We start from the raw sequence: 15,259 nt of genomic DNA on the forward strand, positions 1-15,259 counted from the left end.
CCCGGGATCGGCGGGCGGCCGGGCCGCGGCGCGCGCCGTGGCGAGATCGGCGAGCACGGCCCGGATCTCCGCCTCCTCACGGTTCCACTGCTCCAGCCGCGCGGCGAGTTCGCGCTGGCCGGCGTCGGGCAGCAGGGCGTCGCGGGCGTCGGCCGGGGTGCCGAAGCCGGCCCGGTAGGCGGCGGTACCGAGCCGGGCGTCGGCCTCCTTCAGGCGTGCGGCGGTCTGTTCGGCGAGGGTGGCGGCCTCGGCGGCCCCGGCCAGCCGGCCGGCCTCCTGCTCCAGGCGGCGGGCGCGTTCCGCGACGGTGGCGGCGCCGCCCCGGGCACGGGCCAGCTCCTCCTCCAGGGCGGCGAGTTCGGCGGCCAGGGCGGCACGCCGGGAGCCGCGGCCGGCGGCGGTGCGGCGCAGTTCGTCGATGCCGGCGGCGAGCCGGGCGGACTCCGCCTCGGCGCGGGCCAGTTCCCGCTCGGCGGTCTCCCGGCCACCGGCCGCGGCGCGGGCCTGCGCCAGTTCCTCCTCCAGCCCGGCGACCCGGCCGGTGAGGGCGGCCGACGGCTCGTCCCCGGCTCCCTCGGCCGCGGCGGCGAGTTCGGCGCGGGTCGCGGCCAGCCGGCGGGCGAGGTCCTCGCGGTGGTGCTCGGCCTCCTCCAGGGCCTGCCGGGCGGTGTCCTCCTCGGCCCGGCCGGGGTGGCCGGGCGATTGGGGGGCGGGGGCCGGGTGCCCGGCGGAGCCGCAGACCGGGCACGGCTCGCCGGGGCGGAGCCGGCCGGCCAGTTCGGCAGCCAGGCCGGCCAGCCGGCGTTCCCTGACGTCCAGCCAGAGCGCGCGGGCGGTGTCGGCGTCCCGCGCCGCCCGGGTGTGCCGCGCCTCCAGGGCGGCGGCCTCGGCGGTGAGGGTGTCGCGGCGTACGGCGGCGGCGAGGCGGCGGCGCTCCTCGGTCAGGAGGTGCTCCAGACGCCCGGTGTCGTGCCCGGCCTGCCGGGCGGCTTCGAGGCGTTCGCCGAGCCGGCGCAGGACGAGCTCCTGACCGGCCAGGGCTTCCCGGCCGGCGGTCAGCCGCTCGGCGTCGCCGGCGGCCTCCCGGTCCAGGTCCTCGATCTCGGCGGTGAGCCGGCCGGCCCGCTCCTCCGCCGCGCGGGCGGCGGCGAGGGCGCCGAGTTCCTGGCGCAGAGCGCGTTCGCGGGCGGCGAGCGCCTCGGCCGGGGAGGCGGCGAGGTCCTCGGGCAGGCCGGCCCGGGCCGCCTGCTCCGCCTCCCGGGCGCGCAGGTGTTCGCTCTCCGCCTCGGCGTACAGGTCGAGGGCGGGTGCCACGGCGGCGGCGGCGCGGGCCCGCTCCAGCCGGGTGCGGGCTGCCTCGCGCTCAGCGCGGCGCTGGTGCAGGGCCGTCTCGCGGGCCCGGGCCCGGTGGTGGCGGCACTGGAGGTCGTGGAGTGCGGTCGCCTCGTCGCGGGCCTGCCGCGCCCGGTCGTGGGCCCGCTCGGCGGTCTCCGCGGCGAGGCGGGTGATCAGCAGGCGTTCCCGGGCGTCGGCGCGGGCCCGGGCGGCCAGCGAGAGAACGGCACCGGCCAGGGCGGGGTCACCGGCCGCGGGCAGGGCACCGTCGCCGGAGGGGGCGTCGCGCGTGCCGGCGGCCTGGCGGATGCGGTGCGCCAGGGCCAGCAGGGCCTCGTCGCCGGTGCGGACCCGCTCCTGGGCGGCGCGGCGCCGGTCGTCGAGATGCTCCTCGGCTGCGGCGAAGCGGCGGGTGTCGAACAGCCGCCCCAGCAGGCGCGCGCGGTCCTCGGCACCGGCCCGCAGGAAGCGGGCGAACTCCCCCTGGGGCAGCAGCACCACCTGGCAGAACTCCTCGCGGCTCATCACCAGCAGGTCGCGGAGTTCGGCACCGATCTCCTGATGGGAGCGGCTGAGCGCGCGCCAGCCGCCGGTGGCCGGATGCCGCTCGCGCAGCGCGCTGTGCGCCTTCTCCCGGGTCAGGCCGGTGCCGCGCTTCTTGGGGCGGTCCTGTTCGGGGCGGCGGGTGACCTCCAGGCGGCGGCCGGCGACGGTGAAGTCCAGCACCACCTCGGTGAGGGTGTGCGGGTCGGCGTGGTCGCTGCGCAGTTCCTGGCCCTGGCGGGCGCCGGGCACGGAGCCGTAGAGGGCGTAGCAGACGGCGTCCAGGACGGAGGTCTTGCCGGCGCCGGTGGGGCCGTGCAGCAGGAACAGGCCGTCGGCGGCGAGCCGGTCGAAGTCGATGTGCTGGCGTCCGCCGAAGGGGCCGAAGGCGGCCAGCCGCAGGCTGTGCAGTCTCACCGCGGCTCCCCGGTGCGGGCGGCCTCCAGGGCGGCGGCGAGCAGGGCGCGTTCCTCGGGGTCGGGTTCCTGCCCGCCGCGGACGTGGGTCAGGAAGTCCTCGGCGATCTGCTGGTCGGTGCGGTCGCGCAGCCGGGCGCCGTACCCGGGGGCGGTGGTGCCCGGCGGCCGCTGCGGGTCGAACACCAGGGTGAGCAGGTGCGGGAAGCGTTCGCCGAGGCGGGCCATGGGTTCCCGGGGCCGGCCGGGGTCGGTGAGGGTGGCCTCCACCCAGTGGTCCCGGTGGGCCTCCAGGGCGGGGTCGGTGAGCAGGGAGTCCAGGGTGCCGCGCAGCCGGGCCAGCGGGCGGGGCACCGGGCAGTCGATGCGCCGGTCCTCCTCGATGCGTCCGCCGGGGCCGAGTCCGATGAGCCAGACGCTCTTGCGGTGTGCCGCCTCGGAGAAGGAGTAGGCGAGCGGTGAGCCGGAGTAGCGGATCCGTTCGGTGAGGGCCTGGGCGCCGTGCAGATGGCCGAGGGCCACGTAGTCGATGCCGTCGAAGAGGGTGCGGGGTACGGAGGCGGCGCCGCCCGCGGTGATGTCGCGTTCGCTGTCGCTCTCCGCGCCGCCGGTGACGAAGGCGTGGGCGAGGACGACGGAGCGGGTGCCGGCGGGGCGGGCGGCGAGATCCCGCCGGACCCGGCGCATGGCGGCGGCCAGCACCTCGGTGTGGCCGGGGCGTTCGGCACCGAGCTGGTCGCGCACCAGGGCGGGTTCGAGATAGGGCAGCGGGTAGACGGCGATGTCTCCGTGGGCGTCGCGCAGCAGCACCGGGTCGCCGCAGGAGGCGGGATCGGTGCGCAGGTGGATGCCGCTGCGTTCCAGCAGGCGGGCGCCGACGCCGAGGCGGCGGGGGGAGTCGTGGTTGCCGGAGATCATGATGACCGGGATGCCCAGCCCGGCCAGCCGGTGCAGGGTTTCGTCGAACAGCCGGACGGCGGGCAGCGGCGGGACGGCCCGGTCGTAGAGGTCGCCGGAGACCAGGAGCGCTTCGGCGCGGTGTTCCCGCGCGGTGGCGATGAGATGGTCGATGAAGGCGCGCTGGGCGTCGAGGAGTCCGGCCCGGTGGAAGGCGCGGCCCAGGTGCCAGTCCGACGTGTGCAGGAAGCGCATGGTGGATCACTGTAGGCCCGGGCGCCGACAGCCGGGCAGTCCGGCCGGGCCCGGCCGTCCCGCCGCCGGGCGGCGGGGGCGGGCGGCGGGGGGTCAGGACGGGCCGTACCACTCGGGGCCGAGTGCGGCCCGGGCGGTGCCGGCGGTGGCGTCGGCGAGCCAGGCAAGGAACGCGCCGGCGGCGGAGCCGGGCAGGGCGGTCTCGATGGTGACCCGGGAGCCGTAGGTGACCGAGTGCACCGGGTGTCCCGCGGCGCGGAGTTCGTTCTCCAGCTTTCCGGCGCGGTCGTGGCCGACGGTGATGACGGCCCGTCGCATGCGGCGGCGGGTGACGGTGCCGGCCGCGTCCAGGGCCTCGCCGACGGCACCGCCGTAGGCGCGGATCAGGCCGCCGGCGCCGAGTCTGACGCCGCCGAAGTAGCGGGTGACGACGGCGGCGGTGCAGCGCATGCCGCGCCGCAGCAGCATCTGGAGCATGGGCGGGCCTGCGGTGCCGCCGGGTTCGCCGTCGTCGCTGCTGCGCTGGACGGCGGCGTCGGCGCCGATGACGTAGGCCCAGCAGTTGTGGGTGGCGTCCGGGTGCCGGGCGCGGACCCGGGCGATGAACTCCTCGGCCTCCGCGACGGTGTTCGCGGGTGCCAGGGTGCACCGGAAGCGCGACCGGTTGACCTCCGTCTCGTGCACGCTCTCGCCGGCCACCGTGAGGTACCGGTCGTCCTCCGGGCGTCCGTCGCCGCCGGCCGGGCCGGTGGGGTGCCGCTGGTCGCGCATCCGGCCAGCCTAGGCGGGCGGCGGGGAATGGCGCGCCGCGGGTGCCGGTTGAGGAAGGCATGTACGGAAGCGATGAGACGGTGCGCAGGATTCTGACCGCCGGCGACACCTGGGCGGTGGTGGGCCTCTCGGCCAACCGCGAACGGGCGGCGTACGGCGTGGCGGCGCTGCTGCAGCGGTACGGCAAGCGGATCGTCCCGGTGCACCCGCGGGCGGAGACCGTGCACGGCGAGCGCGGTTACGCCTCGCTGGCCGAGATCCCGTTCCCGGTGGACGTGGTGGACGTGTTCGTCCACAGCCGGTGGGCCGGTGCGGTGGCCGACGAGGCGGTGGCGGCCGGGGCGAAGGCGGTGTGGTTCCAGCTGGGCGTGGTGGACGAGGAGGCGTACCGGAGGGTGCGCGGGGCCGGGCTGGAGATGGTGATGGACAAGTGCCCGGCGATCGAGCTGCGCCGCCCGGAGTTCCGCGACCTGGCGGTCGGCCGGGCCTGATCCGCGCCCCCGGCGGGTCAGCGGCCGAGGTCCTCGACGAGGGCCGCCCCGGGAAGCCCGGCCAGGGCCTTGCCCGGGGCGATCAGCTTGCCGCGGCGGGTGCCGCTGCCGATCAGCGCGTACGGCAGGGCGGCCACGGTGGCGTCGATGAGGAGCGGCCAGCCGGCGGGCAGGCCGATGGGGGTGATGGAGCCGTACTCCATGCCGGTTTCGCCGGTGGCGGTCTCCCGCGGGGCGAAGGAGGCCTTGCGGGCGCCGAGACGGCGGCGGACGGTGTTGTTGACGTCCAGCCGGGTCGCGGAACGCACCAGGCAGGCGGCCAGGGTGGTCTCGCCGCCCCGCTTGGCGGCGACGATGACGCAGTTGACGGAGGCGTCCTCCAGGTCCTTGCCGTAGTGCTCGACGAAGGCGGCGGTGTCGGCCAGTTCCGGGTCGATGCCGACGTAGAGCACCTGGTCGGCGGGGACCGGGCTCCGCCAGGCGCGGAAGGCGCCGGCGACGGGTGCCGGAAGCACGTCGAGCCGTTCGGTGACCGGGCGGGCCTCGTCGAAGGAGCCGATGGGTGCGCGCATGGCGGCACGGTAGCAAGTACGGCACCGCGGCCCGGCGGGGCGCGGGCGGGCAGTCCGGCGGCGCGGGCTGCGGGTGTTCAGCGGGGCGGCGGGACCGAGACCGCCATGGTCATCTCCAGCGGCTCGCCGCCGTCGTTGCGGTAGCCGTGCGGCACATGGCTGCCGAAGGCGGCCGAGGTGCCCGCGGGCACCTCGTGCGTCTCGCCGTCCACGGTGAGGGTGAGCACGCCCGCGGTGACGTGCAGCAGTTCGGTGGTGCCGGGGGGATGCGGGTCGGAGCTGTGGCCTTCGCCGGGCATCAGCCGCCAGCTCCACATCTCCAGGGGTCCGGGGGCCTCGGTGCCGGCGAGCAGGGTGGAGTGGCTGCCGGCCGGGGTGGACCACAGCCGCACCGCGCGGTCGGCCGGGGTGAGCCGCACGGCGGGGCGCAGTCCCTGCTCGAAAAGGCTGGTGAGGCTGATGCCCAGGGCGTCGGCGACCTTGACCACGGTACCCACGCTGGGGTTGGTGCGGGCCTGTTCCATCTGGATGAGCATGCCGCGGCTCACTCCGGCCCGGGCGGCCAGGGCGTCCAGGGACAGTCCGCGGCGGGTGCGCAGTTCCTTGAGGCTGCGGCCCAGGGCCTGGGTGAGCTGATCGAGATCGGTCATGGGCCTCTCCGGTGCGCGGCGGCGGAACGTCGCGCACCTCACACGGTGGGTGCATTATTTTTGACTATTGAGTCCAGTACAGAGGACTAGAGTGAGGGCTGAAGTCCACCACACTGTACTGCGAGGTATCCCATGGTTGTGCTTGCCCTGGCCACGAGCGTGCTGTGGGGTCTGGCGGATTTCGGCGGCGGCCTGCTGTCCCGCCGGGTTCCCGCACTCACCGTGGTGGTGGTCTCGCAGGTCCTGGCGGCCCTGGTGCTGGCGGCCGGGGTGCTGGCGACCGGCGCCTGGCAGCACGCGGACGGCCGGCTGTGGTTCGCCGCGGCGGCCGGCGCCATCGGCCCGGTGGCCATGATCTGCTTCTACCGGGCGCTGGCGCTGGGCCCGATGGGCGTGGTCTCCCCGCTGGTGGCGACGGCGGTGGCGGTACCGGTCGCGGTCGCCATGGTGGCCGGCGAACGGCCGGTGGCACTGCAGTACGCGGGCATCGCACTGGCCGTGGCGGGCGTGGTGCTGGCCGGCGGGCCGCAGCGCGGCGGGCCGCCGGTGCGGCAGCGGGCACTGCTGCTCACCCTGGCGGCGGCGCTGGGCTTCGGCGGGGTGCTCGCCCTGATCGCCGAGGCCTCCGACGGGAAGACCTTCGGCGGGCTGCTGCTGGCGCTGCTGGTGCAGCGGCTGTGCAATGTGCTGATCGGCGGGGCGGCGCTGGCCGTGGCGCACCGGCGCGGTGCGCCGGTGCTGCCCGAGGGCGGCCGGGCACAGCTGTGGTCGGCCGGTCCGGCACTGCTCTTCGTGGGTGTCGCCGATGTGGTGGCCAACGGCACCTATGTGCTGGCGGCCGGGATCGGCCCGGTGACCGTGGCGGCGGTGCTGGCGTCGCTGTACCCGGTGGTCACGGCGGTGGCCGCGCGGGGCGTGCTGCGCGAACGGCTGCGCTCGGTGCAGGCGGCGGGTGCCGCGCTGGCCCTGGCCGGCACTCTGCTGCTGGCCTCCGGCTGACCGGCGGCCCGCCGCCCCCGGACCGGCACCGCCCGGCGGACCGGGGCTGCCGCCGGGACGGAGGGCGTCAGTCGGCGACGGCGACCGGTTCGCGTGCGGCCGAGGCCGCGGCCGCCTCCTCCCGGGCGGCGGCCCGCCGGGCACGCCGCTTGATCCAGAACACCGAGGCCGCGCCGCACAGCACCGCGAGGGCCAGGCCGACCCAGGAGAAGCGGTGCAGCCATGCCTGGGCCACCACCCCGGCGTAGTAGACCACCGCGGTGGTTCCGCCGGCCCACAGGATGCCGCCGGGGATGTCGGCCGCGGCGAACTTCCAGTAGGGCATGCGCAGCACCCCGGCCAGCGGGCCGGCGAAGATCCGCAGCAGGGCCACGAAGCGGCCGAAGAAGACCGCCCAGGCGCCCCAGCGCTCGAAGGCGCGCTCGGCCAGGGCGACATTCTGCGGCGAGAAGTGCTTGGGGAACTTGCGGCCCAGCCAGTGGAACAGCGGACGGCCGCCGCGCAGCCCGATGAGATAGCCCAGGGAGTCGCCGACACAGGCCCCGACGGTCGCGCAGACGCCGACCCAGAGCGGGTCCACATGCCCCTGGGAGGCCAGCAGCGCGGCACTGACCAGGATGATCTCCCCGGGCAGCGGGATTCCCAGCATCTCCACCAGGATGATCACGGTGACGAGGGAGTAGATGGCCAGCGGCGGAATGGTCGCCAGCCACGCCTGGATGTCCACCCGCCGGTCCTCCCCGCCGCTCATTCGGCCTGCTCCTCGGGCGCTCGGGGAGAGCCGCCCGCGGGAAGCCTAACCGATTTCCGCGGGCCGCCCGCCGGCACCGGGGTGTGCCCGGAGCCACACCCGCGGAGTGCCCCGCGGAGTGCCCGGTGAGTACCCGCCGGCCGGCCGGCGTCCGGGAGGCTCAGCCGGCGGGCCGCAGGGTCCAGACGACGGTCATCTCGGCGGTCACCGCGCCGTCCGCGCGGCGGATGGCCACCCGGACCGGGAACTCCGGACGCCGCCCCGCGTCGAGCTCCGCGACCACCTCGGCCGCCGGGCGGGCCAGCTCGGCGGTGGCCGTCACGTCCCCCATGGCGAGTTTGGTGTAGGCGATCTCGGCGCGGACGGCGAGCGGGACGGCGCGGGAGAGCTGGTCGCCGAAGGCCGCCAGCACGATGGCCCCGCTGGCCGACTCGGCCAGGGTGAACATGGCTCCGGCGTGCGGTCCGCCCACGTGGTTGCGGTATCCGGGCCGGTCCCGCAGGGTCACCACCGCCCGCTCCGGAGTGGTTTCGAGGAACTCCAGGCCGAGGGTGTGCACCATCGGGACGGTCTCGGCCATCATCGCGCCGATGGCGGGCTGGATCTGCGGCATGGCGGCAGGTTACCAGCGAGTAGCAAGGGTGGTCAGGCGACCGGCTGTTCCGGTCGCCGGGACGGGGACGTCGCCCGCCGCGGGCGGGAATCACCTCACCCCGCCGAGAACGCCCCCGGCGGCGGTTCGGGCGAGGGCCGGGCGGTCCCCTCGTCCGTCACCGGGGCCGCGTCCCCGATCAGCCGGCGCAGCTCCGCGCCGTGCACCACCCGGGCCGGGAAGGGGTCGGCGGCGGTGCGCCGGGCCAGCTCCCGCACCGGCAGCGGGCGGTCCGAGGCCAGCAGCACGGCATTGCCGAAGCGCCGCCCGCGCAGCACCGAGGGCTCGGCGACCAGGCACAGCTCGGGAAGGACGGCGGCCAGGGCGGCGAGCTGGCCGCGCAGGAAGCCGAACGGGGCACGGTCGGCGAGATTGGCCAGGTACCAGCCTCCGGGCCGCAGCACGCGGGCGGCGGCCCGGGCGAAGCCGAGCGTGGTCAGCGCGGCCGGGGTGCGGGAACCGGCGAAGACGTCGGCGATGAGCACGTCGGTACCGGCGGCGGGCGCGGCCTCCAGGGCGGCGCGGGCATCCGCGGTGCGCACCGCGATGCCGGAGCCGGGCGGCAGCGGCAGCCGGCGCTCCACCAGGGCGGCCAGCGCCGCGTCGGCCTCCGCCACCAGCTGGCGGGAGCCGGGGCGGGTACGGGCGGCGTAGCGGGGCAGGGTGAGGCCGCCGCCGCCCAGGTGCAGCAGGTCCAGCGGACGGCCCGGCGGGGCCGCCAGGTCCAGGGCGTGGCCGATCCGGCGGACGTACTCGAACTCCAGGTGGCCCGGGTCGTCCAGGTCCACGTAGGACTGCGGGGCGTCGTCCAGGGTCAGCAGCCAGGCGCGGGCGCGGTCGACGTCCGGCAGCAGCCGGGCGGTGCCCCGGTCCACCGGCACGGTCACCGGCACCCGGTCGTCCCGGCGGTGCGGCGCCGGGCCGGGCGGCACCGGGCGGGGCGGAGGTTCGGGGCGGGGCACCCGGACATTGTGCGGCACCGGGGCACGCGGCCGAGGGGCGGTGCCGGCCGGGCTGCCACAGGGCTTGCGCGGCACGGGCTTTCGCGCCGTGCGGTCCGGCTGATCGGATACGCTCCCCCGGTGCCTTCCTCCCGCACCGTGACCGCCGGTCCGTCCGCCGCCGGTGCGCCGCTTTCCCCCCGCATCCGGCTGGCCGCGCTGGTGCTGCTGCTGGCCGCCGCGGGCGCGGCGGTGGCCCGGTTCGAGCCGCACCGGATGCTCGGCGAGGGGCGCTCCGCGCTCGACGCGCCCTCCGGCCTCCCGGCGATGCTGCTGTTCACCGCGGTCTACGCGGTGTGCGCGGCGGCCTTCGCCCCGCGGCCGGTGCTGAGTGTGGCCGCCGGTCTGCTCTTCGGGGCGGTGACCGGCACGGTGGTGGCGGTGGCCGGCACCGTACTGGCCGCGCTGCTGGCCTTCGGGCTGGGCCGGCTGCTGGGCCGGGAGGCACTGCGGCCACTGCTGCGCGGACGGCTGCTGACCGGCCTGGAACGGCAGATGAGCGAGCGGGGTTTCCGCACCATGACGGTGCTGCGGCTGCTGCCGCTGGTGCCGTTCGCGCTGACCAGCTACGCCGCCGCGGTCTCCCGGATGCCGTGGGGGGCGCTGGCCGGCGGCACCGCGGTGGGCACGCTGCCCACCACGGCCGGCTACTGCCTGGCCGGCAGCACGGTCTGGGATCCGCTCTCCCCGGCGTTCCTGCTGGCCTGCTCGGTTCCGGCGGCCGCCGGGCTGGCCGCGCTGGCGCTGCGCCGCAGGCGGGCGCCGGAGCCCCGCGGCGGACCGGGCTGATCATCATTTCCGCCCCACGTCCGTGACACGGGCATACGCGGCATACGATCTGCTTGCGCGTCCGCCGCCGAAGCGCCCGATCCCCGGTGGTGCGCCGCCGTTTCCACCCTTCCGACCGTCTTGAGGGACGAGCAGACCCCACCATGTCTTGGTTCGAAGCACTCATTCTCGGGCTCGTCCAGGGACTGACCGAGTTCCTGCCCGTGTCGTCCAGCGCCCATCTCCGGCTTGTCGCCCTGGCCGCCGGCTGGGAGGACCCCGGAGCCGCGTTCACCGCGGTCACCCAGCTCGGCACCGAGCTGGGCATCCTGATCTATTTCCGCCGGGACATCTGGAACATCCTCTCGGCCTGGGCGCGTTCGCTGGTGAACCGGGAGGCCCGCGGCGAGCTCAACGCCCGGCTGGGCTGGCTGGTCATCCTGGGCTCGATCCCGATCATGGTGCTGGGCGTGACGTTCAAGGACGCGATCGAGGGACCGTTCCGGGATCTGCGGCTGATCGCCGCCAGCTTCATCGTGCTGGGCATCGCGCTGGGCATCGCCGACCGCATCGCCTCGCAGGCGGAGGCCGGCGGCCGGCACCGGGCGGGCAAGCCCCGCAAGGGGATCGAGGAGCTCAACATCCGGGACGGGCTGGTCTTCGGGGCGTGGCAGGCTCTGGCCCTCATCCCGGGCATGTCCCGGTCCGGGGTGACCATGACCGGCGGTCTGTACCTGGGCTACTCCCGGGCCGCGGCGGCGCGTTACTCCTTCCTGCTGGCGATCCCGGCGGTCTTCGGCTCCGGGCTGTACGAGGTCAGCTCGATCGGCGAGGAGGCCAGCCACGTCAGCTGGCCGCCGACGATCTTCGCCACGGTGATCTCCTTCGGGGTGGGCTACGCGGTGATCGCGTGGTTCATGAAGTGGATCTCCACCCGCACCTTCGCCCCCTTCGTGTGGTACCGGATCATCGCCGGCGTGGTGATCCTGGCCCTGGTCTGGGGCNCCGGATCATCGCCGGCGTGGTGATCCTGGCCCTGGTCTGGGGCGGAGTCGTGGAACCGCTGGAGGGCGCCGGCTTCGGGGAGTGATCACGCGGCTCGCGGAACGCCCGCCCCGTGATGCTGCTCCGCAGATTCAGAGCGTGATCGTCTCCCGTCCTCACCCGCTCATCCGCTCATCCGCGCGCTCCGCCGGCATGGCACGGCATCACACCGCGGGGGGACATGCAGGAGCCGGGAAGGAGACGAGGGGCCCCGGACCCGCCCTGCGGTGGGTCCGGGGCCCTCTCTCCGCCCACGGCGCCGGCCGGAGCAGGGCCGGAGCAGGGCGCATGCTGCCCTGGCAGACTCTGCACGACCACCTGCCGGCGCGGGACTCAGGGGATCAGGACCAGCCGGCCGCGCAGGCCGCCCCCGGCGAGCCGGGCGTGGGCGGCGGCGGCATCGGCCAGCGGGACGGCGTCGGCGACCCGCGCGGTGAGCCGCTTGGCCGCGGCCAGTTCGGACAGGTGGCCCAGCGCGGCGCCGTCGGCCCGCACCATGACCGTGGCCACCCGGATGCCGCGCAGCGGTGCGGGTGCGGCACCACCGATCACGGCGGCGAAGGCGCCGCCGTTGCGGACCGCCCCCTGGGCACCGATGCCGAGGACCGCGGCGTCCAGGGCCCCGTCCACGCCGCCCGGCACCAGGGCCCGCACCTGTGCGGTCAGGTCGCCGTCCCGCGGCACGAACCAGGTGGCGCCCAGCCCGTGCAGCATGTCCTCGTCCTCCGGCCGGCCGAGGGCCGCGGCGCGCAGGCCGCGCGCCGCGGCCAGTTCGACGGCGAAGCCGCCGACCCCGCCGGCCGCCCCGGTGACCAGCACGGTGGCGCCGGGCCGCAGCGCCAGTGCGTCCAGCGCCTGGGCGGCGGTCAGGGCGTTCAGCGGCAGGGTGGCGGCCTCCGCCGGGGTGAGTCCCGCGGGTGCCGGGGCCACGGCGGCGGCCTCCAGCACCACATGCTCGGCGTGGGTGCCCAGCGGAAGGTCCGGCAGGTCCCGCAGCCCGATGACCCGGTCGCCCGGCCGGTATCCGGTGACGCCCGGACCGGCGGTCTCCACCACGCCGGCCACGTCCCAGCCCAGTCCGGTGGTCTCCCGGCGCGGCAGCAGCCCCGCCTCGGCGGCAAGTCCGGCNCAGGTCCCGCAGCCCGATGACCCGGTCGCCCGGCCGGTATCCGGTGACGCCCGGACCGGCGGTCTCCACCACGCCGGCCACGTCCCAGCCCAGTCCGGTGGTCTCCCGGCGCGGCAGCAGCCCCGCCTCGGCGGCAAGTCCGGCCCGGGTGAAGGCGTCGACCGGGTTCACCGCTGCGGCCTCCACGCGGATGCGGACCTGGCCCGGTCCTGCCTCGGGCAGCGGGAACTCCGCGATCTCGACGGCCTCCGGACCTCCCGGGGTGCGGACAACGGCAGCGCGCATGACATCTCCTCGGAGAACGGGTGGGGAGCGGGTGCCGGGGCGGCCCTTCGGTGCTGTGCCGGTGCCGGGCCGCCCCGGAATACGCGGCCACCGTAAGTTCGCTGTTCCGCAAGCGGGAAGAACGCACTTCGAAGTGCCCTAGGGAGAAGAGGGAGAGCCATGCCGACCCGGACCGCGGCACAGCGCAGGGAAGAGGCCCGCGATGCCTTCGACGCCTTTCTGGCGGAATGCCCGACCCGTCGGCTGATCGAGCGGATCAGTGACAAGTGGGTGGGGCTGGTGCTGCGGGAACTGGCCTGCGGCCCGCGGCGGTACAGCGACCTGTCCCGGCAACTGGCCGGGGTGAGCCAGAAGATGCTCACCCGGACGCTGCGCAATCTGGAGCGCGACGGGCTGGTGACGCGCACGGTCACCCCGTCGGTGCCGGTCCGGGTGGACTACGGGCTGACCCCGCTGGGGCAGAGCCTGCTGCCGGTGATGCGGGCCATCAAGTCCTGGGCGGAGCAGTACATGGCGGAGGTGCTGGCCTCGCGCGCGTCCTATGACGCCGCTGCCGCACCGGCCGGGGCCGCCACCGGCTGAGGTCCCGCCCGCCCCGGGGCCGCAGCCGCGGCGGCCGGGCCGGTCACGGGGGCGGCAGGGCGGTGGCCGCGGCCTCGCGCAGGTGCGCCAGGAGCGCCGTGGTGGCCGGCGGGTCCGGGGGCTGTCCGTGCACGGCTGCGAAGACCGTGCGGTGGTGGCCGGGCAGCCGCACGGTCCGCACCGAGGGGTGGCGCTGGGCGGCAAGCGCCAGCCCCGGCAGGGTGGTGACGCCCAGACCGGCCGCGACCAGGGCCTGCACCGCCACGTAGTCGTCGGTGGTGAAGGCGATGTCGGGGGTGAAGCCGGCTGCCGCGCAGGACCGCACCAGTTGGGTGCGGCACCGTTCGCAGCCGCTGATCCAGCGCCGCCGGGCGTGGTCCGCGAGCCGGTCGCCGGCCAGCCCGGCCGGTGCCACCAGATGGATGGGCTCGGTGAGCAGCGGTGTGCGGCGCAGCCCGTCGTCGCCGGCGGCCGGCGGCTCGTCGGGGTGGCGGAACAGCAGGGCGGCCTCCACCTCGCCGGCGCGCAGCAGGCGGGTGGCGTCGGGCGGTTCGGCCTCGACGAAGCGCAGTTCCACCTCCGGGTGGCCGGCGGCGAACGAGGCGGCGGCCCGGGGGACGAAGGTGCCCAGCGCGGAGGGGAACGCGGCCAGCCGGACGCGGCCGGCCCGCAGCCCGGTGTGGGCGGCGAGTTCGGCTTCGGCGGCGTCGAGGCGGCCGAGGATCTCCTCGGCCCGCTCGGCGAGCATCCGGCCCGCCTCGGTCAGCCGGATGCCGCGGCCCAGCCGCTGCACCAGGGTGCTGCCGGTCTCGGCCTCCAGCCGGGCCAGGTGGTGGCTGACGGACGGCTGGGAGTAGCCCAGGGCCCGGGCCGCCGCCGTGACCGAGCCGTGCCGGGCGACGGCGGCGAGCACACGCAGCCGGGTCATGTCGAGCATGGCGGCAATCTATCAATCCGGTTGATGGACAGAGTAGAAAACTGGCATTTGAACTATGGGACGGGCGGCCCAAGGATGGGGGCATGGAATCCGAACCCACCTGTGCGGATGTGCGGGCGGCCCGGGAGCTGCTGGCCGGACGGCTGCCCGCGACGCCGATGTGGTCCTATCCGGCGCTGAACGAGATGCTGGGCGTGACCGTCCATGTGAAGCACGAGAATGTGCAGCCGACCGGGGCGTTCAAGGTGCGCGGCGGCCTCACTCTGCTCGCCGCCATGGCCCCGAAGGAGCGCGGGCGCGGGCTGGTCACCTACTCCACCGGGAACCACGCGCAGTCGCTCGCCTATGCCTGTGCCGCGTTCGGTGCCCCGTGCACGGTGGTGATGCCGGCGGCGGCCGGCGGGCAGAAGGTGCGGGCGCTGGGCGCGCAGGCGGTGCTGCACGGCCCGGATCTGTCCGCCGCGCAGGCCCGGGCCGAGGAACTGGCGGCCGTGAGCGGGGCGCGGCTGGTCAGCCCGGGTGACACCCCCGCCCTGCTGGCCGGGGTCGGCACCGCCTATCTGGAGATCTTCGAGGACCCGGCCGGCCCGGAGCTGGACGCGCTGCTGGTGCCCGTGGGCAGCGGCACGGGTGCCGCCGCGGCCTGCCTGGTCGCGGCGGAGCTGGCGCCGCGCTGCCGGGTGATCGCGGTGCAGTCCTCCGCCGCGCCCGCGGCACACGACTCCTGGCGGGCCGGCAGCTGTGTGGAACGTGCCTGCCGGACCGCGGTGGACGGGCTGGCGACCGGCCGCGGCTTCGCCCTGCCGCAGCGGCTGCTGCGGACGCGTCTCGCCGAATTCCGGCTGGTGAGCGACGAGCGGATCGCCGAGGCGCAGCGGTTGCTGGCCGGGCATGCGCACACGCTGGCCGAGGGGGCCGGGGCGGCTGCGCTGGCGGCCGTGCTGGACACCCCGGCGGACTTCGCCGGGCAGCGGGTGGCGGTGGTGTGCAGCGGGGGCAACGCGTCCGCCGCCGAGATCGCCGCCCTGGCGGCGGCGCCCGGCCCGGCACCCCGTGGTGGGTCCGGCCCGGATTTCCCGGGAGAGCCGGGGAACCGAAACGCGCCGGCCGCGGTCTGAGCGACGCAGGACAGCAGCAGCACTCTCCTCAGGGGGGGGAAACGTGAAGCGGAAGTACGCGGC

At 76.2% G+C, this 15,259-nt stretch carries 16 protein-coding genes and 1 pseudogene; 6 read left to right on the forward strand and 11 right to left on the reverse strand.

The genetic code is table 11. From position 1 onward, the window contains the following. From GQS09_RS10880 to GQS09_RS10890, 3 genes are all read right to left on the reverse strand, one after another. Positions 1-2,295 (reverse strand): AAA family ATPase (locus tag GQS09_RS10880; protein ID WP_165985817.1); only part of this gene is annotated, 2,295 nt, incomplete at its 3' end. Next, positions 2,292-3,446, reverse strand: a complete 1,155-nt coding sequence (locus GQS09_RS10885; protein WP_165985818.1) for an exonuclease SbcCD subunit D — start codon at positions 3,444-3,446, stop codon at positions 2,292-2,294. The genes GQS09_RS10885 and GQS09_RS10880, both read right to left, overlap by 4 nt. A gap of 93 nt (positions 3,447-3,539) precedes the next feature. Continuing rightward, positions 3,540-4,217, reverse strand: coding sequence for a YigZ family protein (locus GQS09_RS10890; protein ID WP_165985819.1), 678 nt, complete (start codon positions 4,215-4,217; stop codon positions 3,540-3,542). Between the two features lie 59 nt (positions 4,218-4,276). On the opposite strand from GQS09_RS10890, the gene GQS09_RS10895 reads away from it, so the two are divergent. Next, the gene (locus GQS09_RS10895) at positions 4,277-4,708 is read left to right on the forward strand and encodes a CoA-binding protein (RefSeq protein WP_165985820.1); all 432 of its coding nucleotides are present in this window, start codon (positions 4,277-4,279) and stop codon (positions 4,706-4,708) included. A gap of 17 nt (positions 4,709-4,725) precedes the next feature. On the opposite strand, the gene GQS09_RS10900 is transcribed toward GQS09_RS10895, so the two are convergent. Both GQS09_RS10900 and GQS09_RS10905 read right to left on the reverse strand, forming a co-directional pair. Next, positions 4,726-5,280: a YbaK/EbsC family protein gene (locus GQS09_RS10900; RefSeq protein ID WP_165985821.1), complete on the reverse strand. Its 555-nt coding sequence runs from the start codon at positions 5,278-5,280 to the stop codon at positions 4,726-4,728. Between the two features lie 77 nt (positions 5,281-5,357). Next, positions 5,358-5,930, reverse strand: a complete 573-nt coding sequence (locus GQS09_RS10905) for a helix-turn-helix domain-containing protein (RefSeq protein WP_165985822.1) — start codon at positions 5,928-5,930, stop codon at positions 5,358-5,360. Between the two features lie 132 nt (positions 5,931-6,062). Between GQS09_RS10905 and GQS09_RS10910 the strand changes: the two genes are divergently transcribed. Then, complete coding sequence (locus tag GQS09_RS10910; RefSeq protein ID WP_165985823.1) at positions 6,063-6,929, forward strand: EamA family transporter; 867 nt, start codon at positions 6,063-6,065, stop codon at positions 6,927-6,929. 67 nt (positions 6,930-6,996) lie between these two features. Here the strand turns inward: GQS09_RS10910 and GQS09_RS10915 are convergent, their stop codons facing one another. The 3 genes from GQS09_RS10915 to GQS09_RS10925 form a co-directional block, all read right to left on the reverse strand. Continuing rightward, positions 6,997-7,656: a DedA family protein gene (locus GQS09_RS10915; RefSeq protein ID WP_165985844.1), complete on the reverse strand. Its 660-nt coding sequence runs from the start codon at positions 7,654-7,656 to the stop codon at positions 6,997-6,999. A 184-nt stretch (positions 7,657-7,840) separates the two neighbouring features. Next, on the reverse strand, positions 7,841-8,293 hold the full coding sequence (locus GQS09_RS10920) for a DUF4442 domain-containing protein (RefSeq protein WP_165985824.1): 453 nt from the start codon (positions 8,291-8,293) through the stop codon (positions 7,841-7,843). A gap of 95 nt (positions 8,294-8,388) precedes the next feature. Beyond that, positions 8,389-9,219, reverse strand: a complete 831-nt coding sequence (locus GQS09_RS10925) for a fused MFS/spermidine synthase (protein WP_165985845.1) — start codon at positions 9,217-9,219, stop codon at positions 8,389-8,391. Between the two features lie 195 nt (positions 9,220-9,414). Here GQS09_RS10925 and GQS09_RS10930 point away from each other — a divergent pair, with 195 nt between their 5' ends. Together GQS09_RS10930 and GQS09_RS10935 are read left to right on the forward strand one after the other, a co-directional pair. Then, the gene (locus GQS09_RS10930) at positions 9,415-10,122 is read left to right on the forward strand and encodes a TVP38/TMEM64 family protein (protein ID WP_313896080.1); all 708 of its coding nucleotides are present in this window, start codon (positions 9,415-9,417) and stop codon (positions 10,120-10,122) included. A gap of 143 nt (positions 10,123-10,265) precedes the next feature. Then, the gene (locus GQS09_RS10935) at positions 10,266-11,129 is read left to right on the forward strand and encodes an undecaprenyl-diphosphate phosphatase (protein ID WP_165985825.1); all 864 of its coding nucleotides are present in this window, start codon (positions 10,266-10,268) and stop codon (positions 11,127-11,129) included. A gap of 349 nt (positions 11,130-11,478) precedes the next feature. On the opposite strand, the gene GQS09_RS30640 is transcribed toward GQS09_RS10935, so the two are convergent. Both GQS09_RS30640 and GQS09_RS10945 read right to left on the reverse strand, forming a co-directional pair. Then, positions 11,479-12,201, reverse strand: a complete 723-nt coding sequence (locus GQS09_RS30640) for a zinc-binding dehydrogenase (protein WP_313896081.1) — start codon at positions 12,199-12,201, stop codon at positions 11,479-11,481. A 112-nt stretch (positions 12,202-12,313) separates the two neighbouring features. Then, positions 12,314-12,559: pseudogene (locus GQS09_RS10945) on the reverse strand (alcohol dehydrogenase catalytic domain-containing protein); the annotation flags it as partial. 159 nt (positions 12,560-12,718) lie between these two features. On the opposite strand from GQS09_RS10945, the gene GQS09_RS10950 reads away from it, so the two are divergent. Continuing rightward, on the forward strand, positions 12,719-13,141 hold the full coding sequence (locus GQS09_RS10950) for a helix-turn-helix domain-containing protein (RefSeq protein WP_165985826.1): 423 nt from the start codon (positions 12,719-12,721) through the stop codon (positions 13,139-13,141). Positions 13,142-13,184: 43 nt separating this feature from the next. Here GQS09_RS10950 and GQS09_RS10955 read toward each other — a convergent pair whose 3' ends face one another. Beyond that, a complete protein-coding gene (locus GQS09_RS10955) occupies positions 13,185-14,078 on the reverse strand; it encodes a LysR family transcriptional regulator (RefSeq protein WP_165985827.1) in 894 nt (297 codons plus the stop codon). A gap of 83 nt (positions 14,079-14,161) precedes the next feature. Between GQS09_RS10955 and GQS09_RS10960 the strand changes: the two genes are divergently transcribed. Next, a complete protein-coding gene (locus GQS09_RS10960) occupies positions 14,162-15,196 on the forward strand; it encodes a threonine/serine dehydratase (protein ID WP_165985828.1) in 1,035 nt (344 codons plus the stop codon). Positions 15,197-15,259 lie beyond the last annotated feature (63 nt).

The sequence above is a fragment of the Streptomyces sp. YIM 98790 genome (assembly GCF_011421595.1).
Lineage (GTDB): Bacteria > Actinomycetota > Actinomycetes > Streptomycetales > Streptomycetaceae > Streptomyces.